The organism is Candidatus Gorgyraea atricola (assembly GCA_030765235.1).
GTDB lineage: Bacteria > Omnitrophota > Gorgyraeia > Gorgyraeales > Gorgyraeaceae > Gorgyraea > Gorgyraea atricola.
In genome coordinates this window covers 36,125-61,880 of sequence record JAVCCW010000030.1, presented here as the reverse complement: position 1 = coordinate 61,880, position 25,756 = coordinate 36,125, and the positions used below count along the sequence as shown (strand labels likewise).

Below are 25,756 nucleotides of genomic sequence, written 5' to 3'. Positions count from 1 at the left end.
ATGCCGACGTTTAGATATGTTGCAAAAGAAAATACAGGCAAGACAGTAAGCGGTACCTTAGAATATTCTGACAAGGCTGTGTTAATGGACGCGCTCCGCAGAAAAGGCCTTACCATAGTCTCTATAAATGAGACCAAAAAGAGAACAGCTCCTTTTAGCTCCAGAGGCGTAAAGCTCGAGGAGATCGTCATATTTTCCCGGCAGCTGGCCACAATGGTAGATAGCGGAATACCGCTTGTACAGGCCATGGATATTTTATATGACCAGATAGAAAAGCCGCACTTTAAAAACATCGTGGCGACTATCAGGGATGACATAGAGGCAGGGGCTAGTTTTTCAGACTCGCTTTTGAAACACTCAGCTGTTTTTTCACCCCTTTATATAAATATGGTCAAGGCCGGTGAATCAAGCGGCGCGTTGGATGATATTCTGGATCGGCTCGCCAGTTATTTAGAAAAGGCAAGCGCCTTACAGAGAAAGGTGCAGTCCAGCCTGATCTATCCCGCAGTGGTGGTCACTATGGCAATGCTTATAACGCTTGTCATGCTCCTAAAGGTCATTCCCACATTCAAGGGCATATTTGCGACGCTGGGAGGCACGCTGCCTCTCCCGACAAGGATCTTGATCCTTGTCAGCGATACATTGCGCAGTATGTTCTTGTATGTCGTCGCTGTTCTTGGCGTGGTTGGTTTTGCGCTGGCGAGATATTTTAAGACTTCACAGGGCAAAATGGTGTTTGACAGTATTACTTTGAAACTACCGATCCTGGGTACACTCTTGAGAAAGGTGGCAGTTGCGAAGTTTACAAGAACGCTCGCGACACTTGTGAAGAGCGGGGTGCCGATACTGGTTTCACTCGAGATAGTAGCGAAGACCTCAGGGAATGCGGTAATAGAAAAAGCGCTTGAAGATGTTCGCAAGAGTATAAAAGAGGGACAGAATATAGCTGATCCGCTCGCGAAAAGCGGCGTTTTTCCTCCTATGGTGGTGAGGATGATAAATGTAGGCGAGCAGACAGGCGAACTCGAAAAGATGCTCGGGAAGATCGCGGATTTTTACGATGACCAGGTGGATGCTGCTGTGAGTGGATTGACCAGCCTCATAGAGCCGCTTATAATAGCCGTTCTAGGTGTAGTGATAGGCGGCATAGTAATAGCCATGTTCCTGCCAGTATTCAAGATGACAGAGATCCTCGCACATTAATCCTCTCCTACCCCGCAACCCCGGAGGTTGCCGTGCTGGCAACCTCCGGGGTTGCGGGGGGTCCTTTACATTTTAGGTCTTGCTTTAAATGTAAAGTTATGGTATAATTATAGTACAAATAGAGCTATTTTTTTGTCTAGAATATGCTTAAATTTAAAAAAGGTCTGACAATCAGGTTAATTAGTTTCATACTCCTCGCAACGTTTCTATCCAGCCACACCTTGTATGCCTCATCTGATATACTAAGACTCCAGTCGCAACTCCAGACAGAAGAAGGAAAAGACCGTTTTAACTTAACAGCTTTAGGTGAATTCTATAGGACTAATTATGATGTGCAAGGTATTGCTATTAATGAAGAGACTGCTTTAGCTTCTATTGAAAACTCAAAAGAGACTAAGATCCCAATTCTCTTAGCAAATAAGTCCACAGTGCATATTACTAAGGCTCAGGCAATCAAAGGCATTAAAAGCAAAAAATTCGTTTTAGGTTTTAAGGGAGAGGATATTTTGTTGCTTTATACAGATCCTCTAGAGTTTCATAAAGCATCTGGAGAGACAGACGAGATAATTGTTCAAGGCGTAACTTTACCTAGTGCAGTACTCTCGGGCCAGAAGATTGTTTTCAAGCTAGATGACATAGAAAAAATTCTTTATAAGCTAAATAAAGGAATTGATGATCTTGATACTAGCGCTGTAATACAGATGGGAGATCCTGAAGGGGAGTATTCAGATAGTGATTTAATAAAGCTTCTCAAGAAAGACAATTTTCGGAGCCTTCAGGCCCTTATTGCGATATATTATTTCCGTGGCGGCCAGTTTACAATGACAGCTGGAATGCCAGGAATAGATAGGAAGACATTTTTAAAAATTACAGGACTTTTTACTGCTGCAATAGCTCTTAATCCCGCTTCAACTCTTACAGCTAGTGCTCCTCAAGAGCCCATGACTGCGGAGCAAAAGATTAATCTTGCCAAAGAAAACATAGGGAAGCTTACCGCCATATTTAATAAGGCAAGGTACTATATGATTCCTATAGATTTGAGTAATCTTACATGCGGAAGAGAGCGCAAAAGCATGACGAATCCTGCAAGAGAGAGGGTTAAAAAGAAAATAACAAGTGATCTGAAAAATGGATTCAGGGAATTGCGCAGGGTAAAGAAGTTGTTTGGCGATAAAGACACATTAAAGAGTGTATTGAGCGATATAGGAGAAACTGGATATGATGCGGTGTTGTTGACATTCTGGGGCCTAAAGAAAGATTTAGACATGGATGCACTTGAGGGTGCTCTTGATGAGGTTAACCAGGAACAAGCGGGAATAGCTGAATATTTAGTTCCGAGGGTAAAGCAAATCAGGGAGCAGGTACAAGAGATAGATGAACTTCACAAACCACCGGTAGTTCAGGGATATGCCGAAAGAATAATAAACTGGATTGAGAATGTAAGAGCTAAGCTGTACATAGGGATTATGGGTTGGCCCGATGCCCCGGATGAGGCACAAAGGCTTATCAAGACATTAAATGTTCCAGGCGAAAATGAGAGTATCTATGATCAAGCAGTAGACGATCATATGCTGCAGATTTTAATACATGGTATTTTAGGCTATGATCAGGCACTAGCTGGCATGGCCCTTGCTAAACATGGAAAGGATGAAAGTGACCAGGACTTTATTGAAAGGACTAAGAGAATAGCAGATGTTTATTGGTCAGGCAGGACAGGCGGGTTAAGTAATATACGCGGTAATTGGGGCGGTCCAAATGATTATGCAAATCCATTTAATTATTACGAAAACGACCCCACAGTAATAGGCAAGGATAATAATAATAAAAGAACAAGGGGATGGCCTTTTAAATTTATAAGCGAGAGGTATATCATAACATATAAAGGCAGGGATATCACCTGGAGTCAATGGCAGCCAATAGCAGGTGAGGCTGCATGGATAGGGATTATGTGTTTACAGAGCCTGGTGTTAGAGCATGGAGCAGACTTTAAGAATCAAATTGATTGGAAGAATGATGTTCGAGCACAATTAGCTGAAGAGATTTTGCGCGCATCATTGATACTTCAAAAGGATAAAGAAAATCAGGGTGCAGATTTAAAACCTGTTCCTATGGCGCCAAGAGGTACATATCATTGGCTTGGCATGGATCATTTTAATAATACAGCATCTTTAGAGAATAATCAGTCAATGCTTAACTTTTACGAGCAGTATCATGAACTTATTGGCGGATACGATGAAACCTTACATGACGGTAAGGAAATAAAATTGTCACAAGGCATACAGTGGATAGATGAGTTTCTTAGCTGGTCACATGATTCGAGTAAGCATGAATTTTGTCGAGGTGCCAGTTTTGACATTGGTAGCCAGACATGGACCAAGGATGAGGTTTTTGCTACAGATGTCCAGTTATGGGCTTCTTTGTCTAAGGGCCCTAAATGGATTGATGATAATTTAGGAGGCCCAGGCGAAACCTTCAAGATAATAGAAAACGCAATGTATAAGGCTGGTATTCTTGATGCAGATGGGAATCTAACAGGCGTTGATTATAGTGATACACGAAATAATAGATCTGCAGAATGGTCTATATTTATGATCCTTGCATGCAGGGATGCAGCGACATATTATAGGAAGAACCCTAATGTAGATCCTGCTAATGCAGATGCTTGGCGTACAGAATTAATGCGATGGGCTGGAGAGCTTTATGATGGCATAGTTACTTCTCCTGATACTCGTCTTGTTGTCGAAAGAGATAATATGCTTGCAGTCTTATATGCTGAATTAGGACTTGTGTACACTAAGCATGGTTGGATTGTTCCTCCTGAAGGTGTAGAGCATACTGCCGCAGGTTCTTGGTTGAATCTTGTAGAAAAAGGCCTTAATCCTTTTAAGCCAGGAGGTGGAGAATCCATAGACACTTCAGTAAAAGACCATAGGCGCCTTGCTGAGATAGACCCAACTGAACAGCCAATAAGTCTTGAGCAGAACCGCCCTAATCCGTTTACTAATAGGACTACTATCCCTTATAGCATAGATGAGTCTATTGAAAGCCTAGAGATAAGGATTTATAATATAGAAGGCAAAGAAGTCAGAAGTTTTAATAACTTGTCAAAAGGTGTTGGTAAATATAGATTAAAATGGAACGGCTTAAATAATCAAGGACAGAAAACGAAACGCGGCCTATATATTATAGATTACATTATTAAAGACAAAAACGGCGACATGATTAGAATTAGAAATAAACCTGAGAACAAGATGATGCGTAGTTTTATTATCGGGGTACCTTTTATACCCGAAATTCTCAAGAGAGCAAAAGGTTTTATACATAATATCTAGGTATCTAGAAGTAGGCCTACACATTTCACATTTTTAACCCTCCTTATAAATATTTCAAAAAAATTTGAAAGAAACCACCCTCCCAAATGTGTCTAATATATAAAGAACCTCCGGGGTTGCGGAGGCCGACCCTGCCTTGACAAACCGCATATCGCATGATATACTTTTTGCACACTAAAGGAAAGGAGGATGAAATATGCTTAAATTAAGAGAAAGGCATGGTTTCACGCTCGTAGAGATCATGATAGTCGTCGCAATCATATCTTTATTGGCAGCAATTGCCATACCGAATTTGCTACGAGCAAGGCACAACGCTAACGAAGCAGCATCTATTGCAGCTAGCCGAACCATTAGCACTGCATGCGAGAGCTTCCGTTCAGCGCAGACGCCACCCACGTATCCTGCTAACTTAGCAGCGCTTAGTGGAGCGACTCCAGCATACATCGATGGAGGACTTGGAGGAGCAACTGCGGCCGCGAATGCAAAGCAAGGGTATTTTTATGCCTATGTACTTGTAAACGCGAACCAGTTTACATGCACTGCTTCACCAGCTGTCAGCGGGACAACAGGTACGCGAGTATTTTTCGTGGATGAGAGCGGTGTTATCAGACTTACTAATGCTGCTGGCGTACCGATAGAATAATTAGTAAGGAATAAAAAAGTAGACCAGGTTTAAACCTGGTCTACTTTTTCTGTTTTGTTATAGTGCCACGTACGATGGAAAATTAGTACGTGGCACTTTTTTTTATTGACTTTTTGTCTATATTAGTATAGATTTGTTATAAATGAAAGGGCGTCAGGGGTTTACCCTAGTTGAAATAATGATAGTTGTCGCAGTGGTTATGACGCTTGCGACCTTGGCTATTTCTAGCGTATTGCGCGCCAGGCATAATGCGAATGAGATGGCTGCAGTGGCTTCATGCAGGACCGTTGTTACTGCGGCACAGAACTTTTACGCGAGTTCTTACCCGCATGCCTATCCATCTAGCATGTTGGATCTTGTTCCGCCGATTTCTATTCCGCCATACATTGATACTATACTTGCCAGTGGCACAAAGCAGGGCTATACGTTTAATTATGCCCTTGTTGACAGCGAGACCTTTACATTGAATGCCAATCCTGTTTCTGCTGGAAAAACAGGCACGAGATACTTTTTTTCTGATGAGTCCAGCATAATAAAAGCAAATCCTAATGGTCCGGCAAGCGTAAATGATCCAGTAGTGCAATAAATGTGGTAAGTATATATTAAATATTTTTTATATATAGGAGCTATAGAGTGAAAAAAGTCATTGGAATAGATCTCGGGCAATATAATGTAAAGTTAGTGGAGCTGGAGCATAAAAAAGGCAAGCCTGTAGTCTCCAAGTGTCTCATCACGTCTGTAGCTGATGGAAATCCAGCCTCAGCGCTCAAGACACTGCTGGGCCAGGCAAAGCTGTCTTTGAAGCGTGTAAATGTCTCACTCGCAGGCCCGTCAGTGATAGTGCGCTACATCGAGATGCCGCCCATGAAAAAAGAAGAGATAGAAAGCGCAATAAAGTTCGAGGCAGGGAAGTATATACCATTTGACATAGATCAGTCCATAATAGATTGTGCGGTGCTTGACAAGACGAGTTCCGGGAGTCAAAGGGTTTTGCTGGTCGCGGCAAAGAAGCCGGAAGTGGATAGACTGATAGAGCTTTTTAAAAATTTTGGACTCGAGATAGGCACTATAGACGTAGACAGTTTTGCATTTTTAAATTGTTTCCATGCAGCGGCAGAGAAAAAGGAAGACGCGGCATACGGTCTTATCAATATGGGTGAGCGTTTTTCCAATATGAATATCGTAACAAAGGGAAATGTATATTTTACAAGGGATATATTGTGGGGCGGCGCAGATATTACAAAAAGGATCAGGGATGCAATGGCGCTCAGCCTGGAAGACGCGGAGGCATTAAAGAAGAACCCTGCTGAGAAAAGGGAAGAAGTGATAAGCGTTATTAATCCTGTGCTTGAAAGGCTCTCGTCGCAGATGCGGATGTCTTTTGATTATTTTGAAAGTCAGTTCGGCAGGGGCGTTGAAAAGGTCTACATAAGCGGCGGGACTTCGTATCTCTTTAATATGCTGGATTTTCTTAAAGATAATTTAGGCTTACCTGTAGTGATGTGGGATCCGTTTGAGGCTGTTTCATTAGCGGGTCCTGTTAGCGAGCCAGAAGGATCGCCGGCCTTATTTGCAGTAGCAATCGGCCTGGCGCTGAGGCAGTGATATGATAGAGATAAATTTATTGCCGGAGGAGATGCGTAAGAAAAGGCAGCCGCAGTTTAAGCTGGACCTTGAGATGGAAAAAGTCAAGGTCATAGGAGGCGCTGCAGCTGCAGGCATATTAATAATACTCGTTCTGTTTTGTCTGGTGGGCTCTTTCGTCAGAAAGAAGCAGACGCAGAGGCTGCTTCTTAAGGAGCAAAATTTTGCAGCAGAGACATTAGACATAGAGACGATCAATAAAGAGATAGTCACCCTAAAGGCAAAGATGAACATGATGGATGGGGTCACCAGCCGCAGATTTTTATGGGCAGAGAAGCTGAACTATCTTTCTGATCTGATTCTGCCGGGGATCTGGTTTACGAGGATCCGGACAGATTCAGAAGATAAGCTGGTAGTAGAGGGCAGTGTGATACCTAAGCAGGAAGAGGCTATGGCAACAGTAGGCAAGTTCATGAAAAATGTACGCGATAATAAGACATTCTTTAAAGATTTCAGTAACATCAAGCTCGAATCTGTGCAGAGAAAAAGCATAGATGAGAGGGACATAGTGGATTTCAGGATCGTGTTGTATCTTAAATAACAGGGCGAGTTAATATGGAGCTTAAAGAAAAACAAAAACTATATATACTTTTTGGGATTTTTGGAATTGCAGCGCTTGTGATTTATTTTAATCTTCTACTGAAACCGCAGTTTAGAAGTTTTATCGCGAATAACAGGGAGTACTGCGCAGTAAGGGTCAGAGTAAGAAACTCTGAGAATTTGATTACAAATGAGGCCAGGATAAAAAAACAACATGATGAGTTAAGCAAGCAGGTGAGGCTTTCCGAGCAGCAGCTGGCTGGCCATGATGAGATAGCTGTCCTGCTCGAGGATTTTTCCAGCGTAGCGGAGTCTTCGGGCGTAAAGATACTCAGGATCAAGCCCCTTGAGACGCTGGACAATATTTCTCAGGCAGGCGGGCTTTATTCTGAGTTCCCGATTTTGATAGAGGCAAGAGGAGGTTATCATCAGTGCGGCGTATTTGTGAACAATCTTGAAAGCATGACTACGTTCATAAGGATAGACGATGTGGACATAAAGGGTAGGTCTGAAGATCCCAGGCGTCATGACATAAGGTTAAGGGTCAGTACATATATTACAAAGACACTATGAAAAAAACATACATCATTTTTTGTTTCATTGCTATATTGTTGATATCAGGGTTTAAGTATGATATTAAGGCTAAGAGGGATCCGTTTATTCCGCTTATTTCAAAAGACGGCATGTATGTCTCTGACGCATACGGGATAACCAGCATAAAGGATATCAGATTGGAAGGAATAGTCTGGGATGAGGCAAATGGTTCCATCGCTATTATAAACGGAGAGATCGCTGAGGAAGGTCAGAAAATAGGCATTGTAAAGGTTTTAAAAATAGAAAAAGGCGCTGTGGTCTTTGAAGTAGAAGGTGACGAGGTAAGGGTAGAGCTAGTCACCGACTAAAAAAGGAGAGAGATATGAAAGAATTAAAATGTCTTGTTATTTTTGTCGTTTTATTTTTTGGAATTACAGGGCTGGTTTTTGCAGAAGATGCTGAACAGGCCGAGACGCCGCCGCAGACAGGTATGTTAGCTGCTGGTGAGGTGAGTACATTGCCCGGCAATGTGACCCTGGATTTTAAAGACGCTGACATCACAAATGTACTCAGGATACTTTCCTATAAGAGCGGCATAAACATTGTTGCTGGCAAGGATGTTACAGGGCCTGTGACTATAAGGCTGACAGATGTGCCGTGGGAAAAGGCATTGGATGTCATACTCAGGACTTACGGCTATACATACGAGCGAGAGGGGAATATTATTCGAGTTACTACGACAGAAAACCTGGCAAAGGAAGAGCTCGCGACAGAGGTATTCTCGCTTAATTATGCAAACGCAGGGGATGTGCCAGCAGTAATAGAAGAGATGCTGAGCGACAGGGGGAGCGTGAAGTTTGATGAACGAGCAAACCTGGTAATAGTGACAGACATCCCTACGAATATATACAAGATCAAGCAGGTCATAGAAAAGATCGACAAGCGCACACAACAGGTGAACATAGAGGCCAAGATCATAGAGACAACACTTGATAAAGACGACAAGCTCGGCATTAGATGGACATCACAGATAAGCGCGAGCGGGGCATCGCGGCCCATAACAGCGCCGTGGCATACTGGAGACTACGGGGGCCATTTTTATCCTGACGGAGATTCTAGCGCAGAGGCAGGCACAAACGTTGGAACATTTGTGAATAATCCTGCGTCTGCTTTTCCTTTGGCCTTGCCAAGTAATTATACTTTTGGCACACTTAGTTTTGCCTCTTTTCAGGCAGTGCTCGAGGTATTGAAGTCCAGGGCAAACACAAAGATAATCTCAAACCCAAGGATAACGACCTTGGATAATCAGGAAGCAAGGATAGTGGTTGCGACTACATTTAGCATACCGACTTATGAACGTGACGATTCTACAGGCAGGATAGAAGTCACTGGGTATGACGAGAAAGAACTGGGTATTACTCTTTCAGTTACGCCTCAGATAAATCCAGCGGGTTATATCGTTGTTAACATGGAACCAGAGGTATCGTCTTTTATAACATGGGATACCTTTACAAGTGGCTCAGGAAGTATTCAGGCCCCGAGATTTTCTACGCGCAAGGCCTCAACACAGGTCATGGTAAAAGATGGAGATACAATAGTTGTAGGAGGACTTATAAGAGAGCAGATAATAGACAGGGTGTACAAGATTCCGATCCTGGGGGATATACCTATATTGAGTTTATTGTTTAAGAAAAAAGAAAAAGAGGTCGATACTACTGACCTTTTATTTTTTATAACAGTTAACATAGTCAATCCTGATTCCAGCACTGCGGTCGCAGTAACTAAATGAAGTTAGAGGCGACGTTCTGCAAAAGAGGCGATCTAAGGTATATTTCCCACCTGGACATTGTAAGGCTTTTTCAGAGATCTGTGAGAAGGGCCTCTCTTCCGGTTAGCCTGAGTCAGGGTTTTTCCCCTCATTATAAAATAAGTTTTGGGCAGGCGTTAAAGTTGGGTGTTGAAAGCGAAAGCGAAAAGGCGGGTTTTTCTTTAGATAAATGGATCGAACCGGACGAATTTATGAATAGGATCAATGGAAAATTACCTGAGGAAGTGAGGATAGTAGAGTGCAGAAAGAGATTTTAATCAATGTTGAATCGCAGGAAAAAAGAGTAGCGGTCGTAGAGGGCGGGGTCCTGCAGGAGTATTTTATAGAGAGGCCGTCTGAAGTGACCATGGTAGGGAATATTTACAGGGGAGTCGTTAATTCAGTCGTTTCTGGTATAGGCGCTGCGTTTGTGGACATAGGGCAGTCAAAGAATGGATTTTTGTATGTTTCTGATATGCTTTCTTCGACTCGGGAGTTCGATGTGCTGGATGAAGAGGGTAAGCACGCGCCAAGAAAAATACCCAGACCAAAGCCGTCAGATATAAACAGGCTTGTAAGGGAAAAACAGGATGTCCTGGTGCAGGTGGGAAAAGAGCCCATAGGAAATAAGGGGCCGCGGCTTACGACACACATAGGCATACCTGGCAGGTTTGTTGTGCTGATGCCTTTTGACCATCATATAGGTGTTTCTAAAAAGGTTGTTGATCGGGCAGAGCGCCAGAGGCTGCACAAGATCCTGAAAAAGATAGCACCTGCCTATAAGATGGGACTTATTGTGCGGACGGCAGGAGTTGGTAAGTCTGAGAATGATTTCAGTCGCGAGGTGAAATATTTGGCCGCGCTCTGGAAAAACATAAAGCGCGATGCTACCCGGGTCAAACCGCCTGGCCTTGTGCATGAAGAGCATGGCCTTACATTCAGGATCCTGCGCGATACCTTTAGCGAGGACGTAAGCAGGGTTCTTGTTGACAGCAAGGAAGAATATAATAAATTGCGGCATTTCGCGAATAATATCATGCCGAGCATGAAGAGAAAACTCATGCTTTACAGGGAGAAGACGAGTCTTTTTGATTCACGTGGCATAGAGAAGGAGATAGAAAGGCTTTACGGAAAAAAGGTGCCGATTAAGTGTGGCGGATATATTTTCATAGAAGAGACAGAAGGGCTTATTGCTATAGATGTAAATAGCGGTTCTTTTAGCAGAAAGAACATGGAAGACACAGCCTTTAAAGTTAACTCTGAGGCAGCAGTGGAGATCGCCAGGCAGATACGGCTGAGGGACATTGGCGGCATAGTAATAATAGATTTTATTGACATGATGAGGGACAGGCACAGCCGTGAGATATTTAATATATTGGTCACATGTTTCAAGAGGGACAAGGCAAGGATCAAGATACTCAGGATGTCCGAGTTTGGCATAGTGCAGATCACCAGGCAGCGCATACGTAGGGGCGTGAGGAGAGTATCATATCAGAAGTGCCCGTATTGTAAAGGTCGTGGCGCAGTAAAGTCAGCTACCACAATGGCAATAGAGGCACTAAGGGCAATAAGGAAGGAAGTGGAGCGTGTTCGCATAAAGGAGATTCGCGTGTATGTGCATCCTAATGTGGCGAATTATCTTCTGAATGAGGATAGACCATCCATAACCAAGCTCGAATCCCAGTGCAGGACCAGGATTGTAGTGATAGCTGAGCCAGAAATGCATATAGAAAATTTCCGTATACAGAAATAGGCAAATAGTGTATAATTAAAAGTTTATAAAAGGGGGGTTATAATGTACGCAATAGTTGAGACAGGCGCAAAGCAATACAGGGTAGGCAAAGGAGACTTGTTAAAAGTCGAAAGATTGGACTTAAAGGATAAGAAAGAGGTAAAACTGGATAAAGTACTTTTTGTCTCTGATGAAAAAGAGATATCAGTAGGCAAGCCATATATAAAGGGGGCATCTGTTGTCTGCGAGGTCGTAGGAGAAAAGCGCGACAAAAAGACAATATCTTTTAAGTACAGAAGAAGGCTTGGTAATTCCAGAAAAAAGATCGGGCACAGGCAGACGTATACTATGCTTAAAGTCAAAAACATCACAACGTAAAGATTTGTGTAATGTGTAAGGTGTAAAGTGTAATGTAGGTAGGGTAGCTTAGTTCATTACACATTAAACATTAAACATTACACAAGCGTCGAAATCAAGGAGGAGTAAGATGGCACATACCAAATCACAGGGAAGTTCCAAAAACGGAAGAAATAGTAACTCACAGCGGCTTGGAGTGAAACGCTTTGAGGGCCAGTTAGTGAGCGCTGGCAGCATCCTTGTCAGGCAGAAAGGCACTAAGTTTTTTCCTGGCATTGGCGTAGGCATGGGTAGAGACAGGACCTTGTTCGCGCTCAAAGACGGTGTGGTAAAATTCGGCAATGCACGTAAGATAAATATTATTTAAAAGCGCAAATGTTTATCGATCACGCAGCAATCAATATCAAGGCCGGTGATGGTGGAGATGGCTGTCACAGTTTTTCCAAAGGCAAGTTTCAAAGATGGAAGCGGCCTGATGGAGGAGACGGCGGCAAGGGCGGGGATGTTGTAATTATTGCAGATAACAATGTGCAGACCCTTGTAGATTTTTATTATCGCAAGCATTTTAAGGCTGAGTCAGGTTCCAATGCCAGCAGCAATCACAAAAAAGGATCTGAAGGCAGGGATTGTATAATAAGGGTCAGTGTTGGTACGCTTGTCAAAGACAAGCACGAAGACATTACGTATTGTGATCTGAACAAATCAGGCCGTTCAATAGTAATTACCAAGGGTGGCGAAGGTGGCAGAGGCAATTCTAGGCACAAGGATGCTACTCCTGGAAAAGACGGCGAAGAAAAAGATCTTGTACTGGAGCTCAAATTAGTCGCTGATGTCGGTATCATTGGCTATCCGAATGTCGGGAAGTCCAGTTTGATTTCTCGCGTATCCAATGCAAAGCCCAAGGTAGCCAGTTATTCTTTTACGACAAAGACACCTACTCTGGGCGTGGTGCGTTTGGGCGAAGAAAGAAGTCTTGTTATTTGTGATATACCTGGATTAATAGAAGGCGCTCATTCTGGCAGGGGTCTGGGAGATGAATTCCTAAGACATGTCGAAAGAACCAAGGTCCTCATTCATATGGTAGATATGGCAGCTGTAGAAGGGCGTTCTCCTATTCACGATCTAGATTCTATAAATAACGAGCTAGGCCTGTACAGCTCCTCACTTTTGAAGCGACCTCAAATCCTAGCAGCGAATAAAATGGATCTTCCGCAGGCCTCAGAGAATCTCAAGGACTTTAAGAAAAAGACACGCAAGAAAATATACCCGATATCGTGTGCTACTGGAGAGGGCATAAAGGAGTTGTTGGAAGAAACGTATAGGAAATTAAAATAGCTGACATGAATAGACAAGCTTTAAAAAAAGCCAGAAGAATAGTAGTAAAAGTAGGCACCAGTGTGCTCGCTTCCAAGGACTTTGCCCTGGATAAGGCGTGGATAAGGAATTTTGCAAAGCAGATAGCGATTCTTTTGAAACAGGGGCGCGAGGTGATCGTGGTTTCGTCTGGCGCAATCGGCGCGGGCATGCATATATTGGGCATGAAGAAGCGGCCGAGCATTTTACCTGAGCAGCAGGCATGCGCGGCTGTTGGCCAGGGGCATTTAATGAGGACTTACGAGGAGCATTTCAGGAAGCTAGGTTTTCATGCTGCGCAGGTGCTTTTGACATGGGAGGACATACGTGATAAGCGCAGGTATTTGAATGCCGAGAATACACTTAATACATTGTTGAGCAGAAAGGTCGTACCTGTCATAAATGAAAACGATACAGTATCTGTAGATGAAATAAGATTCGGGGATAACGATAAACTTTCTGCATTGGTGGCGAACCTTGTGAGCGCGGATCTTTTGATCATGCTGACAGATGTCGATGGATTGTGCGTTGATGATAGATGTATCGATCTTGTTGCAAATATTGATGCTAAAATAGAGAAGGCCGCTTGCGGCACGAATAAAGAATATTCGCTGGGTGGCATGAAGACGAAGCTGGAGGCATGTAAGATCGTAATAGGTTCAGGGGTTTCGTGTGTTATTGCAAATGGACGCACCAAAGGAATCCTTTTGAAGATCACAAGAGGAGAAAATGTGGGCACGGTTTTTGTGCCAGCTAAAGGAAGGGTCTCAGATGCGACTAAAGGATAAGATCTTAAAAATGTTGATGCAGGCCAAGGATGCTTCGAGAGTGCTGGCGGGTATCTCTACTAAGAATAAAAATAGAGCCCTAGCGGCAATGGCGCAGGCGCTTTTGAAGAATTCCAGATTTATACTTTTGCGGAATGCCAAGGATGTTGCATCTGCTAAGAAAAAAGGTCTCTCAAAGGCCATGATAGACAGGCTCACTCTTACAAATAGCCGCATAAAAGATATGGCTGAGGGTCTGCGTTCAGTCGCGGGTTTAAAGGATCCTGTTGGTGAGGTAATGAGGCAATGGAAGCGGCCGAATGGACTTAAGATAAAAAAGGTGCGCGTGCCCATAGGTGTGGTCGGTATTATCTATGAATCAAGGCCCAACGTGACAAGCGATTGCGCAGGGTTGTGCCTGAAGTCTGGCAATGCATGCGTTTTGCGGGGCGGGAGTGAAGCGATCGATTCCAATATTGCTATCCATAAGGTGATCACGCAGGATATTGAAAAGTTCGGTATCCCGCGTTCAGCTATCAGCATGATAGATATTGCTGATAGGCTAGCAGTGGAGGTCTTACTAAAGGCCCCTGAGTTAGTGGATGTTGTAATACCGAGGGGCGGCGAGGGATTGATAAAACATGTTGCAGGTATCTCCACAATACCTGTCATAAAACATTATAAGGGCGTGTGTCATCTTTATGTTGATAACTTCGCTGATTTAAAAAAAGCGCTTAAGATCGCATTTAATGCAAAAGTGCAGAGACCTGGCGTGTGCAATGCCATAGAGACTCTTTTGGTGCATAAGGCTGTGGCGCAGAAGTTTTTGCCGCTCTTGGCTGATATTTTAAAAGAGCCGGGCGTTGAGCTGCGGGGATGCGAAAAGACGCGTAAGATATTGAAGGACATAAAGGCAGCGACTGAGAAAGACTGGTATGCAGAATATCTGGACTTGACGCTGGCCATCAAGGTGGTTAGCGACGCGGGCGAGGCGATTGATTTCATAAATAAGTATGGCTCAGCTCATTCAGACGCGATAGTGACGAAAAATAAAAAGGTAGCGGATGAATTTTTGAGCAGGGTGGACTCGGCCTGTGTGTATTGGAATGCATCCACCAGATTTACAGACGGATATCAATTTGGCATGGGCGCAGAGATAGGCATTTCAACAGACAAGATCCACGCGCGCGGCCCAATGGCGCTCGAAGAGCTATGTACCTATAAGTATGTAGTCCTTGGCACTGGGCAAATCAGAAAATAACTTTAAAGCTCCTTCTCTGTAGGCCAGGTTTAAACCTGGCCTACAGAGAAGGAGCTTTGCACAAGTGTAAAGTTAAGCTAAGGGGAGAAGGGATATGGGGAAGAGGAAGGCTAGGATAGAGCGGAAGACAGGGGAGACGAAGATAGCTGTAGAGCTGGTGATAGATGGGAAGGGTAGGTCCAGCATCAATACCGGTATACCTTTTCTGGATCACATGCTTGCGCTCTTTGCAAAGCACGGGCTTTTTGATCTGAAGATAAAGGCAAAGGGTGATTTAAATGTGGATATGCACCACACTAATGAGGATCTTGGGATTTGTCTGGGCCAGGCCTTTAGTAAAGCGCTGGGTGACAAAAAAGGGATCAAGCGGTTTGGTGAAAAGACGATTCCAATGGACGAGACCCTAGTCAATGTTCGCGTGGTAGTGGATATAAGCGGCAGGCCGTTTTTTAATGGCATTAAATCAGAAGGGCTTCGTGAGGAAAAAGATGTTCAAGGCGGATATAATCTAGAATATGTGCGCCAGTTTTTTCAGGCGCTGATAAATAATTTTCCTATTACAATGCACATTTCTATTCTGCAGGCAAGTTCTGATATGCATCATCTCCTGGAGGCGATTTTTAAATCTGCTGCCAAGGCCCTGGATGAGGCAACTCAGATCGATCCAAGGATAGAAGGCATCCCTTCCACTAAAGGACGTCTGTGATTGTTGTTATTGATTATGGCATGGGAAATCTTAGGAGCGTGCAAAAGGCAGTAGAGCTCTTTTGTCCTGATGTCAAGGTGACTTCGTCTAGCCGCGATATTCTTGCAGCTGATAAGATCATCCTGCCGGGCGTGGGCGCATTTAGCAATGCAATGGAAGAACTGCGAAAAAGGGGTTTGATCAAGGCTATACTGGAAACAATAAAAAAAGGAAAACCTTTCTTGGGTATATGTCTGGGCCTGCAGCTTTTATTTTCAGAGAGCGAAGAAGGCGGTAGGATCAAGGGGCTTGATGTTTTAAAGGGTAAGGTCAAGAGGTTTAATGCTGGAAGCGGCTTAAAAATTCCGCATATGGGCTGGAATCAGATAGGGACAAGGGACCCCATACGAAAATCAGAGATTTCGTACGGGGCAGGCAAGGGACATCCCTCGACTTCGCTCGGGACAGGCGGGACAAGGGCTCTAGATGGCGTGGCTGATGGGAGTTTTATGTATTTTGTGCATTCTTATTATGTGGAGCCTGAGGATAGGAGTATGGTTCTTTGTGAGACAGATTATGGTGTGAAATTTACCTCTGGTATTCAAAAAGATAATATATACGCATTTCAGTTTCATCCTGAGAAGAGCCAGGGCGTTGGATTAAAGATCGTGGAGAATTTTGTAAAGCTATGATAGTTATTCCTGCAATAGATATAATTGGCGGAAAGGTTGTTAGGTTATATCAGGGCGATTTCAATAAGGAGAAGCTCTATTCAGAGGATCCGGTGAAGATGGCGCTCAAGTGGCAGAATAAGGGCGCTTCTTTTTTGCACATAGTGGATCTGGATGGCGCAAAATACGGTGAGATCAGGAATAGGGATATCATAACCAGTATTATAAAAAGCGTAAACATGTCATGTGAAGTCGGAGGAGGGCTGCGCAGCGATAAAGATGTAGAATATTTTTTAAAACAGGGCGCTAGCCGTGTAGTAATCGGCACAAGGGCCTTTGAAGATCTTGAGTTTTTAAAGGACATGATCTCCAGATTCAACCAAAGAATAGTGCTTGGTATTGATTTTTCAGGAGAAAAAATAGCAAAAAAGGGATGGACCGAGGCTACAGACTTAACGCCTGAGGCAATGCTTAAAAAGATCAAGAATATAGGCGTAAAGACAATTGTTGTAACTGATATTACAGTGGATGGGACATTAAAAGGGCCTAATATAGAGAGATTGAAAAAGATTTTGAATTCCGTAGATATCTCAGTGATTGCATCTGGCGGTGTCTCGAACCTGGAGGACATCAAGAGGCTAAAGGATATTGGAAGCAAGAATTTAGAGGGAGTTATTGTTGGCCGAGCCCTGTATGAGGGCAAGGTCGACCTTGAGGAAGCTATTAAAATATGCTAACCAAGAGAATTATTCCATGTTTAGACGTTAAGGATGGCAGGGTCGTAAAGGGCGTTAAGTTTTTGAACCTGAAGGATGCAGGTGATCCTGTAGAGGTCGCTCAGTTTTACGACAAGGAAGAGGCAGACGAGATCGTGTTTTTGGACATTACAGCGAGCCACGAGAAGAGGCAGATCATGCTGGATGTGGTGAGGCACACAGCAGAGACGGTTTTTATGCCGCTGACAGTCGGAGGTGGCATAAGAAATCTCGATGATATCAGGGAGTTATTGAATGCAGGTACAGATAAGGTCTCGATCAATACAGCTGCAGTAAAAGACCCTGAACTTGTCAAGAAGGCTTCGGAGAGGTTTGGGAGTCAGTGTATTGTGGTGGCCATTGACGCAAAGCGACAAGCAACAAGTGACAAGGGACAAGGAGCAAGCTGGGAAGTATATATTAATGGAGGTCGCACGCCAACAGGCATAGATGCTTTAGAGTGGGGCAAAAAAGTAGAAAAGCTTGGCGCGGGTGAGATCCTTCTTACAAGCATGGACAAGGACGGCACTAAAGACGGGTACGATATCGAATTGACAAAGGCATTCTCTGAGAATTTAAACATCCCAATTATAGCGTCTGGCGGCGCAGGAGGCCTCCAGCATTTACATGAGGTTTTGACAGATGGCAAGGCAGACGCGGCGCTTGCCGCATCTATTTTTCATTTTAGAGAATATTCAATAAAAGACACAAAAGAATATTTGAAAGAGAAAGGCGTAGGAGTGCGGACATGAAGATCAAAGATTTGAAGTTTGATAAAAATGGACTGATACCGGCGATAGTGCAGGACTATAAGACCCGCGAGGTCTTGATGCTGGCGTACATGAATAAGGCGTCAGTAAAAAGGACGCTTACTTCAGGCAAGACTTGTTACTGGTCACGTTCCAGAAAGAAATACTGGGTAAAGGGCGAGACTTCAGGGAATTTTCAATTCGTAAAAGGCGTTTATTATGACTGTGACATGGACACCCTCCTTATAAAGGTAAGACAAAAAGGCGTGGCATGCCACACTGGAAACAGAAGCTGTTTCTATAGGAAGGCGTAGGATGTATTATCCGTCAAAAAAAGAATTCGTAAAACTGGCAAAGAAAGCGAATGTAATACCGGTATATCGCGAGATACTCGCGGATTTACTTACGCCAGTGTCTGCCTTTGTAAAGATGAAAGGCGATTATTCGTATCTCCTGGAGTCTGTTGAAGGTGAGGAGAAGATAGCGAGGTTTTCTTTTATTGGCATAGAGCCGTCAATTATTTTTAAGACCTCAGATTCGCCCTTAAAAGAGATCGCGAAGATCATGAGCGTTTTTAAGCCGGCTAAAGTAATGGGCCTGCCAAGATTTTCAGGGGGACTCGTAGGTTATATGGGATATGACACAGTTAGGTTTTTCGAAGATCTGCCAGATGAAAATCCAGATGATCTAAATGTCCCAGGCGCTATCTTTATGATGGCAGATAGTCATATAATCTTTGACCATTCAACGCATAAGATTAAAGTGGTGGTGAATGCTTATCCTGAGGGACAAGGGACAAGGGACAAGGGACAAGGGAGTTATGATAGCGTGGTAAAGAAAATAGACAAGATTATAAAAAAATTAAATAGACCACTAAAAGAAAAAAAGGAGAGAAAGACAAAAACCCCTCACAAGATCAAATCAAATTTTACAAAAAAGGGGTTTGAGAACGCTGTGCGGAAGGCTAAAAAATATATCAAGGCTGGCGATATTATACAGGTAGTGCTTTCGCAGCGTTTTCGCACTACCCTGAATTGTGATCCACTGGATGTATATCGTGAGCTAAGATCCCTGAATCCCTCCTCATATATGTACTATTTAAATTTTGGCGACGTAAAGATGATAGGCGCTTCGCCCGAAGTCCTTGTAAGATGCGAGAACGGGATTGTTGAGACGCGTCCTATTGCCGGGACAAGGCCGAGAGGAAAAGATGCAGAGGATGACGCGCGTCTCGAGAAGGAGCTTTTACAGGATGCAAAGGAAAGGGCCGAACACGTCATGCTTGTTGATCTTGGCAGAAATGATATAGGCAGGGTGTGTAAGGCTGGCAGCGTAAAGGTGTCAGAGTTTATGTTTGTAGAAAAATATTCGCATGTCATGCACATAGTAAGCAATTGCGTAGGCAAGCTTGCCAGAGGCAAGAATGCGTACGATGTTTTAAGGGCCGCTTTTCCTGCAGGTACTGTGGCTGGCGCGCCAAAGATACGCGCGATGGAGATAATAGATGAGCTGGAAAACTCGAGGCGCGGACCTTACGCAGGCGCAGTAGGTTATTTTAGTTTTAACGGCAACATGGACACCTGCATTAACATAAGGACTATACTCGTAAAAGGAAAAGACGCGTTTATACAGGCAGGCGCTGGCATAGTAGCTGATTCAGTGCCATCGAGAGAATATCAGGAGACAGTCAATAAGGCAAAGGCCATGGTCAAGGCTATTGAAATAGCAGAGGAAGGACTTGAATAAATCCAAAATCCCAAATCCAAAACCATGTTTGGGATTTGGAAATTGGGATTTATTTGGTAGTATTGGTATTTATTGGGATTTGGGATTTTAATGCGAGAGGTATCATAGAATGATTCTCATGATCGACAATTACGATTCCTTTACCTATAATCTTGTGCAGTATTTGTCTGAGCTCGGCGAGAAATTAGTTATCCATAGAAATGACAAGATATCTTTAAAGGATATTCGCGCTTTAAGGCCGAGCCACATAATTATATCCCCTGGTCCAGGCAGGCCTAAAGATGCAGGCATTTCCAAGCTTGTTATAAAAGAATTTTCTGGAAAGATCCCAATATTGGGCGTGTGTCTTGGTCACCAATGCATTGCAGAAGTCTTTGGGGGAAAAATTATAAGGGCTAAGCAGTTGATGCATGGTAAGACCTCAATGATCTATCATAAGACAGGCAGCATCTTTAAAGGTATTGCAAGTCCATTTGAGGCAACGCGGTATCATTCTTTGATAGTAGAGAAAAAATCCTTGCCCAAGGTTTTGCAAATTATTGCCCGTACAAAAGACAGGGAGATCATGGCATTGAAGCACAAGAGATTTTCTGTGTGGGGCGTACAGTTTCATCCTGAGTCAATTCTGACCAATTTCGGGAAGACGCTATTAAAGAACTTTGTTAATATGAGGTAGACTATGATAAAACAAGCCATAGGTAAGGTAGTTGATGGAGTTAATTTGACGCGTGAAGAGATGGTCGTGTGCATGGGTGAGATAATGACAGGCCGGGCAACTTCTGCGCAGATAGCCAGCTTTATTACTGCGCTTAGATTAAAGGGCGAGACAGTGGATGAGATTACTGGCGCTAGTATGGTTATGCGCGAAAAGGCAGTTAAGATAAATGTTGGCGGCGATACAGTTATTGATACCTGTGGAACTGGCGGGAGTAACACTGGTAGTTTTAATATCTCGACAGCAGCTGGTTTTGTTGTGAGCGGAGCAGGCCTAAAGGTCGCCAAGCATGGCAACAGGGCTGTCTCAAGCCAATGCGGCAGCGCAGATGTCTTAAAGGCGCTTGGGGTGAATATCGATATTGCCCCAAATAAAGTCGAGACCTGTATAAAAGAGGTCGGCATTGGATTTTTATTTGCCCCTCTTTTTCATGGAGCGATGAAATATGCCATAGATCCTCGACGAGAAATAGGTATACGCACTATATTTAACATACTCGGCCCCCTTACAAATCCTGCAGGGGCTAATTGTCAGGTGCTGGGCGTATATCGCAAGGAACTTACAGAGGTCATGGCAAGTGTATTGAAAAATCTTGGGGAAAGGCATTCATTTGTGGTTCACGGACTTGATGGCCTTGACGAGATCACTATTACAGGAAAGACTCAGGTGTCTGAATTAAAGGATGGAAAGATAAAGACTTTTTGCGTGAAGCCTCAGGATTTTAAAATAAAGGTCGCGCGGCTTGAAGATATAAAAGGCGGCAGCGCTGAAGATAATGCTCGAATCATAAAAGAGGTGCTTAAAGGAGTCTCAGGCGCAAAGCAAGATGTTGTACTCTTAAATGCATCTAGTGCATTGGTTGCGGGCGGACTTGCCCAGGATTTCAAAAAAGGCATTGAGCTGACAAGGGAATCCATCGCGTCGGGCAGGGCGATGGAGAAATTAGAGAAATTGATAGTATTTACAAATAAATAACTTGAGCCTGGCTTCCGTAGGCCAGGTTTAAACCTGGCCTACGGAAGCCAGGCTTACTAGGGATAGAAGCATGACCAATTTTTTAAAAGAAATAATCAATCTGAAGAAAAAAGAAGTAGAGGCCTTGAAGGTCAAGAGGCCGATTACGCATTTTGTTGATTCAAAACGACTTCTTAAAGGTGTACGGTCTTTCAGGGAAGCAATATCAATAGCCAATCGCGTAAATCTCATTGCCGAGATAAAATCCAAATCGCCTTCACATAAAAAGGGCTTCTCAAAAAAGTTTGATGTTGCGCGTCTCGCCAAGATATATGCAGACTCAGGTGCTGCCGCGATATCCGTATTGACAGATAAAAAATACTTTGGAGGCAACATTTCGCATATCAGCGAGGTGCGGCGTGTCACAGATCTACCTGTGCTTCGAAAAGATTTTATCATAGACGAGTATCAGGTCTATGAATCGCGTTATGCTGGAGCGGATGCGATCCTTCTGATCGCCAGGATTCTGACAAAGGAAGAGATAAAAAGCTTTATGTATTTGGCCAAGAGGATAGGTATGGAGTGCCTCGTTGAAGTTCATGATGAGAAGGATCTGGAAAAGGCTATTATTAGCGATGCAAAAATAATAGGCATTAACAATAGGGATCTTGATACATTCAAGGTGAATATCGATGCCACATTCAAATTAATTTCAAAGATGCCGGATCAAATAATAAAGGTAAGCGAGAGCGGGATAGCGTCAGACCATGATATTGCCAGACTCAGGGATGCAGGCGTAAATGCGGTTTTGATAGGAGGGGCTTTTCTTGGGGCTAAGGATATTGAGGGAAAAATAAGGGAGGTAATGGGGGATGATAAGGGTTAGGGTGAAGTTTTGCGGGATAACTTCGGCGCGGGATGCTGAGAAGGCTGTTGCAGTAGGAGCAGATGCCCTTGGGTTTGTATTTTTTAAAGAAAGTCCTCGCTATATCAGCCCTAAAGACGCGGGAGATATAATAAGGAGACTTCCGCCCTATGTAAGCGCAGTAGGTGTTTTTGTTAATGAAGATCTGGGATTTATTGAAGAATGTGTTGAAAGATATGGATTAAATGCTGTGCAGTTACATGGCGATGAGGATGTGAAATATTGTTTAGGATTTAAATCCTTACGATTCAAAGGCATTAAATTAATAAAGGCCATCAGGGTCAAGGATAAAGAAAGCCTTGATTCCATAGAGGAATGTCCAGCAGATGCATTTTTACTGGACGCGTATATAAGCAGTGTGTATGGCGGCACAGGTAAGGGTTTTGACAGGACGCTAGCTGTTCTGGCAAAAGAATATGACAGGCGCATTATAATATCAGGCGGACTTACCTCTGATAATGTCTATGACATAGTAAAAGAGATCAGGCCATACGCTGTAGATGTTTCAAGCGGCATAGAATCAAGTCCAGGCAAGAAAAATGTGGAGCTGATGGAGGAATTCATAAAAGAAGTCCGCCGCGCAGAAGAGGACTAAAAAAGCCGAGGCTGGACCTCGGCTTTTTTTAGCAATATGAAGACTGCATTAATATATCATCCCATCTTCCTGCAGCACGATACAGGGCCGCATCATCCAGAGCGTGCTTCCAGGCTGCAGGCAATCCTTAGAAAATTAGAGAAGACCAGGCTTATTGATAAGTTAAAGCTTATTGAGCCGAAAGCCGCAACTATAGAAGATATAGTGTCTGTGCATGCCAAGGACTATGTTTTGCGCGTAAAGGAGCACGGTCCTGGCAACCTTGATCCTGACACAGTGATTTCCAAGGATTCCTTTGATGCAGCGCTTTTTGCCGCAGGTGCAGTAATTAAAGGTATAGACCTGGTGGTTAGAGGAGATGCTGACAATGCATTCTGCATGGTTCGGCCGCCAGGCCATCACGCAGGGCCTTCACAGGCAATGGGATTCTGCATATTCAATAATGTTGCTATTGGCGCAAGGCACGTCCTGAGGAAGCATGGCTTAAAGCGAGTTGCGATTATTGACTGGGATGTGCATCATGGAAATGGCACAGAGGAGATCTTTTATAATGACCAGAGTGTTTTCTATATAAGCTTACATCAATACCCGCACTATCCAGGAACAGGCCAAACTTCCTCGCCATTTAATCTAAATATCCCAATGCCAGGAGGGAGCGGCGACAAAGAATATATAAAAGCGTTTAAAGAAGCCATAATCCCAAAGCTTAAAGACTTTAACCCGGAATTCATATTGATCTCAGCAGGATTCGATGGCCACAAGGACGACCCATTATCTTCTATAAATCTAACAGAACCCGGATATCACGAAATGACCTGTCTTATAAAGGATATAGCCCCTATTGTTTCAGTACTAGAAGGCGGCTATAACCTCCTAAGTCTAGCAAACTCAGCCTATTCCCATCTCGAAGCGCTTCTTTCCTAGAGGGCAGCTACCCTTGACAAAGGGTATAAAATCAGTATACTTCTTTATACGTTGGTTTAATAGAATATAAAGGAGTATATTGTGACTAAGTCAAAGGACATTTTAACGATCAAGGATGTGGCTGACTATATGGATGTGCATCCTATGACGATCTACAAGTATGTGAAGAACGGGAAGATCCCTGCTTTTAAGATAGGTACCAGCTGGAGAATAAGAAGGGATTCTATTAGTAAGTGGATAGAAGAGAGTGAACAGCAAACAAATGGGGGTGGGTAATGCTTAGGAAGTTATGGTGCGGCTTGTTATTGTTTACTTTGATCATGGTATCGACTAATGTAGCTTTTGCAGTTGGCGCAGGTGGCTTCAAGAATGAGGTGGTAAGCGCAAAAGGTATGGGAAGGGGCTCAGCAGGTGCTGCGCAGATAGATGATCCTGCAGCAGTATACTATAACCCTGCTGCCATGTCGTATTTAGACGGTTCTGCAGTAAGTATAGGCTATACCCTTGAGATGCCGATTGGTAGAGGCACGCCTACAGGCGCAGGAGAAGTAGACATGGAAAGCCAGAGCTTTTTTGTGCCAAATTTTTACCTCGTTGATGACTTTGGCCTTGAGGAATTTACATTTGGTCTGGGCGTTACTATTCCATATGGACTTGGCACTGACTGGCCAGATGACAGCTATTCTCGGTATGTTGCCACAGAATCAGATGTGAGGGTCGAGAATATAAACCCTTCAGTAGCATATAAGGTAAATGATAATCTATCAATCGGCGCTGGTTTAAACTATATGATAAGCAATGTCAATAAGTATAGGAAGTTCAATGTCACACGCGTTAATACGCTTTTAGGTGGCTCTGCTGTAGAGGCTGACGGTGATTTTTATCTTAAGGCTGATGATGAAAGCTGGGGCTATAACTTGGGGATGCTTTATAGCTTTAAAGATTCGCACAGACTGGCTGTAGCATACAGGAGCGAGGTAGACTTTTCACAAAAAGGCACTCTTTCATTGAATGGCCTGGGTGCTGATGCCACTGCAGGACTATTTGGCGCGTCTTATGATACCTCGATCAAGGCAGACATGACACTTCCTGAGGTTGTTACTTTAGGATATGCATGGGATGTAAACGATGTATTAACTTTCGAGGCTGACTTGGAATGGACAGGTTGGTCAAGTGTTGTACAAGACTGGGTAGAATGGGAGACGGAAACTCATCCCATAAAGCTCCAAATCTTAAACGCCGGTAACCCAGCGTCAAAGGACTGGGAAGACGTGTTTTCTCTTGGCATAGGTGTTAATTATGACGCATCAGATAAGATACAGCTAAGGTGCGGATATATGTATGAACAAACTCCTGTATCTGAAGCAAATTTTGACACTGCTCTGCCTGATTCTGACAGGTATGGAATTACTTGCGGATTTGGTTATACATTTAAAGACATGACAATGGATATCTCATATCTTGCATTGTTTTTCGAAGATAGAGATGTAGCAAATGGCGTAGGTTCAACCAGTAATGCTGATATAGACGGCAGATATGAACAATTCGTGAATATTTTTGCAGTGGGGTTCACCTATAAATATTAAGGAGACCTAAATGGCTAAAAAAACCTCTAAGGCAGCAGGTATCAGGAAAGATATAAAAAGGTTAGTTGCTGAGATCGCAAGAATGGATGTAAAAAAGGTCAAGGAGAGCGCTGATATAAGAGATGATCTGGGCATTGATTCTTTAGCAGCAATGGAGATATTGGCTGCAGTTGAAAAGAGGTTAGGTATAGTGATTGACGAGGCAAAGGCGTTTGATATAGTGACTGTTGGAGATCTGATAGATCTAGTCATGTTTTATGTTAAGGAGAAATAGCGTA

Annotated in this window: 29 protein-coding genes and 1 pseudogene; all 30 read left to right on the top strand. The window is 43.5% G+C overall.

Features of this window, described 5'->3' with window-relative positions; translation table 11 throughout:
- Nucleotides 1-1,203: a type II secretion system F family protein gene (locus P9L93_07900; protein MDP8231000.1), complete on the top strand. Its 1,203-nt coding sequence runs from the start codon at nucleotides 1-3 to the stop codon at nucleotides 1,201-1,203.
- A gap of 143 nt (nucleotides 1,204-1,346) precedes the next feature.
- Nucleotides 1,347-4,535: a FlgD immunoglobulin-like domain containing protein gene (locus P9L93_07895; protein ID MDP8230999.1), complete on the top strand. Its 3,189-nt coding sequence runs from the start codon at nucleotides 1,347-1,349 to the stop codon at nucleotides 4,533-4,535.
- A 196-nt stretch (nucleotides 4,536-4,731) separates the two neighbouring features.
- On the top strand, nucleotides 4,732-5,178 hold the full coding sequence (locus tag P9L93_07890) for a type II secretion system protein (GenBank protein ID MDP8230998.1): 447 nt from the start codon (nucleotides 4,732-4,734) through the stop codon (nucleotides 5,176-5,178).
- A 142-nt stretch (nucleotides 5,179-5,320) separates the two neighbouring features.
- Complete coding sequence (locus P9L93_07885; protein MDP8230997.1) at nucleotides 5,321-5,764, top strand: type II secretion system protein; 444 nt, start codon at nucleotides 5,321-5,323, stop codon at nucleotides 5,762-5,764.
- A 47-nt stretch (nucleotides 5,765-5,811) separates the two neighbouring features.
- A complete protein-coding gene (pilM, locus tag P9L93_07880) occupies nucleotides 5,812-6,783 on the top strand; it encodes a type IV pilus assembly protein PilM (protein ID MDP8230996.1) in 972 nt (323 codons plus the stop codon).
- Nucleotide 6,784: 1 nt separating this feature from the next.
- Nucleotides 6,785-7,363 carry a hypothetical protein gene (locus P9L93_07875; protein MDP8230995.1) on the top strand — a complete coding sequence of 193 codons (579 nt, stop codon included), beginning with the start codon at nucleotides 6,785-6,787 and terminating at the stop codon, nucleotides 7,361-7,363.
- A 14-nt stretch (nucleotides 7,364-7,377) separates the two neighbouring features.
- Nucleotides 7,378-7,935, top strand: coding sequence for a type 4a pilus biogenesis protein PilO (gene pilO, locus P9L93_07870; protein MDP8230994.1), 558 nt, complete (start codon nucleotides 7,378-7,380; stop codon nucleotides 7,933-7,935).
- Entirely contained in the window at nucleotides 7,932-8,264 is a 333-nt protein-coding gene (locus P9L93_07865; GenBank protein MDP8230993.1) for a hypothetical protein, read from the top strand. Before pilO ends, P9L93_07865 begins: the two co-directional genes overlap by 4 nt.
- 14 nt (nucleotides 8,265-8,278) lie before the next feature.
- Nucleotides 8,279-9,685: a type IV pilus secretin PilQ gene (gene pilQ / locus P9L93_07860; protein MDP8230992.1), complete on the top strand. Its 1,407-nt coding sequence runs from the start codon at nucleotides 8,279-8,281 to the stop codon at nucleotides 9,683-9,685.
- Nucleotides 9,682-9,981 carry a TIGR03936 family radical SAM-associated protein gene (locus tag P9L93_07855; GenBank protein MDP8230991.1) on the top strand — a complete coding sequence of 100 codons (300 nt, stop codon included), beginning with the start codon at nucleotides 9,682-9,684 and terminating at the stop codon, nucleotides 9,979-9,981. The genes pilQ and P9L93_07855 overlap by 4 nt, the downstream gene beginning before the upstream one ends.
- Nucleotides 9,963-11,456 carry an Rne/Rng family ribonuclease gene (locus P9L93_07850; protein MDP8230990.1) on the top strand — a complete coding sequence of 498 codons (1,494 nt, stop codon included), beginning with the start codon at nucleotides 9,963-9,965 and terminating at the stop codon, nucleotides 11,454-11,456. Before P9L93_07855 ends, P9L93_07850 begins: the two co-directional genes overlap by 19 nt.
- A gap of 42 nt (nucleotides 11,457-11,498) precedes the next feature.
- On the top strand, nucleotides 11,499-11,813 hold the full coding sequence (gene rplU / locus P9L93_07845; GenBank protein ID MDP8230989.1) for a 50S ribosomal protein L21: 315 nt from the start codon (nucleotides 11,499-11,501) through the stop codon (nucleotides 11,811-11,813).
- Nucleotides 11,814-11,922: 109 nt separating this feature from the next.
- Complete coding sequence (gene rpmA / locus P9L93_07840; GenBank protein ID MDP8230988.1) at nucleotides 11,923-12,159, top strand: 50S ribosomal protein L27; 237 nt, start codon at nucleotides 11,923-11,925, stop codon at nucleotides 12,157-12,159.
- A gap of 8 nt (nucleotides 12,160-12,167) precedes the next feature.
- Nucleotides 12,168-13,127, top strand: coding sequence for a GTPase ObgE (obgE, locus tag P9L93_07835; GenBank protein MDP8230987.1), 960 nt, complete (start codon nucleotides 12,168-12,170; stop codon nucleotides 13,125-13,127).
- A gap of 5 nt (nucleotides 13,128-13,132) precedes the next feature.
- Nucleotides 13,133-13,933, top strand: coding sequence for a glutamate 5-kinase (gene proB, locus P9L93_07830; GenBank protein MDP8230986.1), 801 nt, complete (start codon nucleotides 13,133-13,135; stop codon nucleotides 13,931-13,933).
- A complete protein-coding gene (locus P9L93_07825) occupies nucleotides 13,875-15,173 on the top strand; it encodes a glutamate-5-semialdehyde dehydrogenase (GenBank protein MDP8230985.1) in 1,299 nt (432 codons plus the stop codon). Before proB ends, P9L93_07825 begins: the two co-directional genes overlap by 59 nt.
- Nucleotides 15,174-15,267: 94 nt before the next feature.
- On the top strand, nucleotides 15,268-15,879 hold the full coding sequence (gene hisB / locus P9L93_07820) for an imidazoleglycerol-phosphate dehydratase HisB (GenBank protein ID MDP8230984.1): 612 nt from the start codon (nucleotides 15,268-15,270) through the stop codon (nucleotides 15,877-15,879).
- The gene (gene hisH / locus P9L93_07815; protein MDP8230983.1) at nucleotides 15,876-16,550 is read left to right on the top strand and encodes an imidazole glycerol phosphate synthase subunit HisH; all 675 of its coding nucleotides are present in this window, start codon (nucleotides 15,876-15,878) and stop codon (nucleotides 16,548-16,550) included. Before hisB ends, hisH begins: the two co-directional genes overlap by 4 nt.
- Complete coding sequence (gene hisA / locus P9L93_07810) at nucleotides 16,547-17,266, top strand: 1-(5-phosphoribosyl)-5-[(5-phosphoribosylamino)methylideneamino]imidazole-4-carboxamide isomerase (protein ID MDP8230982.1); 720 nt, start codon at nucleotides 16,547-16,549, stop codon at nucleotides 17,264-17,266. The genes hisH and hisA overlap by 4 nt, the downstream gene beginning before the upstream one ends.
- Complete coding sequence (gene hisF, locus P9L93_07805) at nucleotides 17,260-18,036, top strand: imidazole glycerol phosphate synthase subunit HisF (protein MDP8230981.1); 777 nt, start codon at nucleotides 17,260-17,262, stop codon at nucleotides 18,034-18,036. Before hisA ends, hisF begins: the two co-directional genes overlap by 7 nt.
- Nucleotides 18,033-18,338, top strand: a pseudogene (gene hisI / locus P9L93_07800) (phosphoribosyl-AMP cyclohydrolase). The gene hisF and the pseudogene hisI overlap by 4 nt, the downstream one beginning before the upstream one ends.
- A gap of 10 nt (nucleotides 18,339-18,348) precedes the next feature.
- Complete coding sequence (gene trpE / locus P9L93_07795; GenBank protein ID MDP8230980.1) at nucleotides 18,349-19,779, top strand: anthranilate synthase component I; 1,431 nt, start codon at nucleotides 18,349-18,351, stop codon at nucleotides 19,777-19,779.
- A 109-nt stretch (nucleotides 19,780-19,888) separates the two neighbouring features.
- Nucleotides 19,889-20,455 carry an aminodeoxychorismate/anthranilate synthase component II gene (locus tag P9L93_07790; protein ID MDP8230979.1) on the top strand — a complete coding sequence of 189 codons (567 nt, stop codon included), beginning with the start codon at nucleotides 19,889-19,891 and terminating at the stop codon, nucleotides 20,453-20,455.
- 3 nt (nucleotides 20,456-20,458) lie between these two features.
- A complete protein-coding gene (gene trpD / locus P9L93_07785) occupies nucleotides 20,459-21,469 on the top strand; it encodes an anthranilate phosphoribosyltransferase (protein MDP8230978.1) in 1,011 nt (336 codons plus the stop codon).
- Nucleotides 21,470-21,539: 70 nt separating this feature from the next.
- A complete protein-coding gene (gene trpC / locus P9L93_07780; protein MDP8230977.1) occupies nucleotides 21,540-22,334 on the top strand; it encodes an indole-3-glycerol phosphate synthase TrpC in 795 nt (264 codons plus the stop codon).
- Complete coding sequence (locus P9L93_07775) at nucleotides 22,321-22,968, top strand: phosphoribosylanthranilate isomerase (protein ID MDP8230976.1); 648 nt, start codon at nucleotides 22,321-22,323, stop codon at nucleotides 22,966-22,968. The genes trpC and P9L93_07775 overlap by 14 nt, the downstream gene beginning before the upstream one ends.
- 36 nt (nucleotides 22,969-23,004) lie before the next feature.
- Nucleotides 23,005-23,892: a histone deacetylase gene (locus P9L93_07770; protein ID MDP8230975.1), complete on the top strand. Its 888-nt coding sequence runs from the start codon at nucleotides 23,005-23,007 to the stop codon at nucleotides 23,890-23,892.
- 81 nt (nucleotides 23,893-23,973) lie between these two features.
- Nucleotides 23,974-24,168 (top strand): helix-turn-helix domain-containing protein, encoded by a 195-nt coding sequence (locus P9L93_07765; protein MDP8230974.1) that lies wholly within the window; start codon nucleotides 23,974-23,976, stop codon nucleotides 24,166-24,168.
- Complete coding sequence (locus tag P9L93_07760) at nucleotides 24,168-25,478, top strand: outer membrane protein transport protein (protein MDP8230973.1); 1,311 nt, start codon at nucleotides 24,168-24,170, stop codon at nucleotides 25,476-25,478. Before P9L93_07765 ends, P9L93_07760 begins: the two co-directional genes overlap by 1 nt.
- A 10-nt stretch (nucleotides 25,479-25,488) precedes the next feature.
- On the top strand, nucleotides 25,489-25,752 hold the full coding sequence (locus P9L93_07755; GenBank protein MDP8230972.1) for an acyl carrier protein: 264 nt from the start codon (nucleotides 25,489-25,491) through the stop codon (nucleotides 25,750-25,752).
- The last annotated feature ends 4 nt before the right edge of the window (nucleotides 25,753-25,756 follow it).

Bases quoted from the DNA above. Each gene is read 5' to 3' on its own strand.
- P9L93_07900 (MDP8231000.1), top strand. From the start codon at position 1: ATGCCGACGTTTAGATATGTTGCAAAAGAAAATACAGGCAAGACAGTA.
- P9L93_07895 (MDP8230999.1), top strand. From the start codon at position 1,347: ATGCTTAAATTTAAAAAAGGTCTGACAATCAGGTTAATTAGTTTCATA.
- P9L93_07890 (MDP8230998.1), top strand. From the start codon at position 4,732: ATGCTTAAATTAAGAGAAAGGCATGGTTTCACGCTCGTAGAGATCATG.
- P9L93_07885 (MDP8230997.1), top strand. From the start codon at position 5,321: ATGAAAGGGCGTCAGGGGTTTACCCTAGTTGAAATAATGATAGTTGTC.
- P9L93_07875 (MDP8230995.1), top strand. From the start codon at position 6,785: ATGATAGAGATAAATTTATTGCCGGAGGAGATGCGTAAGAAAAGGCAG.
- pilO (MDP8230994.1), top strand. From the start codon at position 7,378: ATGGAGCTTAAAGAAAAACAAAAACTATATATACTTTTTGGGATTTTT.
- P9L93_07865 (MDP8230993.1), top strand. From the start codon at position 7,932: ATGAAAAAAACATACATCATTTTTTGTTTCATTGCTATATTGTTGATA.
- pilQ (MDP8230992.1), top strand. From the start codon at position 8,279: ATGAAAGAATTAAAATGTCTTGTTATTTTTGTCGTTTTATTTTTTGGA.
- P9L93_07855 (MDP8230991.1), top strand. From the start codon at position 9,682: ATGAAGTTAGAGGCGACGTTCTGCAAAAGAGGCGATCTAAGGTATATT.
- rplU (MDP8230989.1), top strand. From the start codon at position 11,499: ATGTACGCAATAGTTGAGACAGGCGCAAAGCAATACAGGGTAGGCAAA.
- rpmA (MDP8230988.1), top strand. From the start codon at position 11,923: ATGGCACATACCAAATCACAGGGAAGTTCCAAAAACGGAAGAAATAGT.
- obgE (MDP8230987.1), top strand. From the start codon at position 12,168: ATGTTTATCGATCACGCAGCAATCAATATCAAGGCCGGTGATGGTGGA.
- proB (MDP8230986.1), top strand. From the start codon at position 13,133: ATGAATAGACAAGCTTTAAAAAAAGCCAGAAGAATAGTAGTAAAAGTA.
- P9L93_07825 (MDP8230985.1), top strand. From the start codon at position 13,875: ATGTGGGCACGGTTTTTGTGCCAGCTAAAGGAAGGGTCTCAGATGCGA.
- hisB (MDP8230984.1), top strand. From the start codon at position 15,268: ATGGGGAAGAGGAAGGCTAGGATAGAGCGGAAGACAGGGGAGACGAAG.
- hisA (MDP8230982.1), top strand. From the start codon at position 16,547: ATGATAGTTATTCCTGCAATAGATATAATTGGCGGAAAGGTTGTTAGG.
- hisF (MDP8230981.1), top strand. From the start codon at position 17,260: ATGCTAACCAAGAGAATTATTCCATGTTTAGACGTTAAGGATGGCAGG.
- trpE (MDP8230980.1), top strand. From the start codon at position 18,349: ATGTATTATCCGTCAAAAAAAGAATTCGTAAAACTGGCAAAGAAAGCG.
- P9L93_07790 (MDP8230979.1), top strand. From the start codon at position 19,889: ATGATTCTCATGATCGACAATTACGATTCCTTTACCTATAATCTTGTG.
- trpD (MDP8230978.1), top strand. From the start codon at position 20,459: ATGATAAAACAAGCCATAGGTAAGGTAGTTGATGGAGTTAATTTGACG.
- trpC (MDP8230977.1), top strand. From the start codon at position 21,540: ATGACCAATTTTTTAAAAGAAATAATCAATCTGAAGAAAAAAGAAGTA.
- P9L93_07775 (MDP8230976.1), top strand. From the start codon at position 22,321: ATGATAAGGGTTAGGGTGAAGTTTTGCGGGATAACTTCGGCGCGGGAT.
- P9L93_07770 (MDP8230975.1), top strand. From the start codon at position 23,005: ATGAAGACTGCATTAATATATCATCCCATCTTCCTGCAGCACGATACA.
- P9L93_07760 (MDP8230973.1), top strand. From the start codon at position 24,168: ATGCTTAGGAAGTTATGGTGCGGCTTGTTATTGTTTACTTTGATCATG.
- P9L93_07755 (MDP8230972.1), top strand. From the start codon at position 25,489: ATGGCTAAAAAAACCTCTAAGGCAGCAGGTATCAGGAAAGATATAAAA.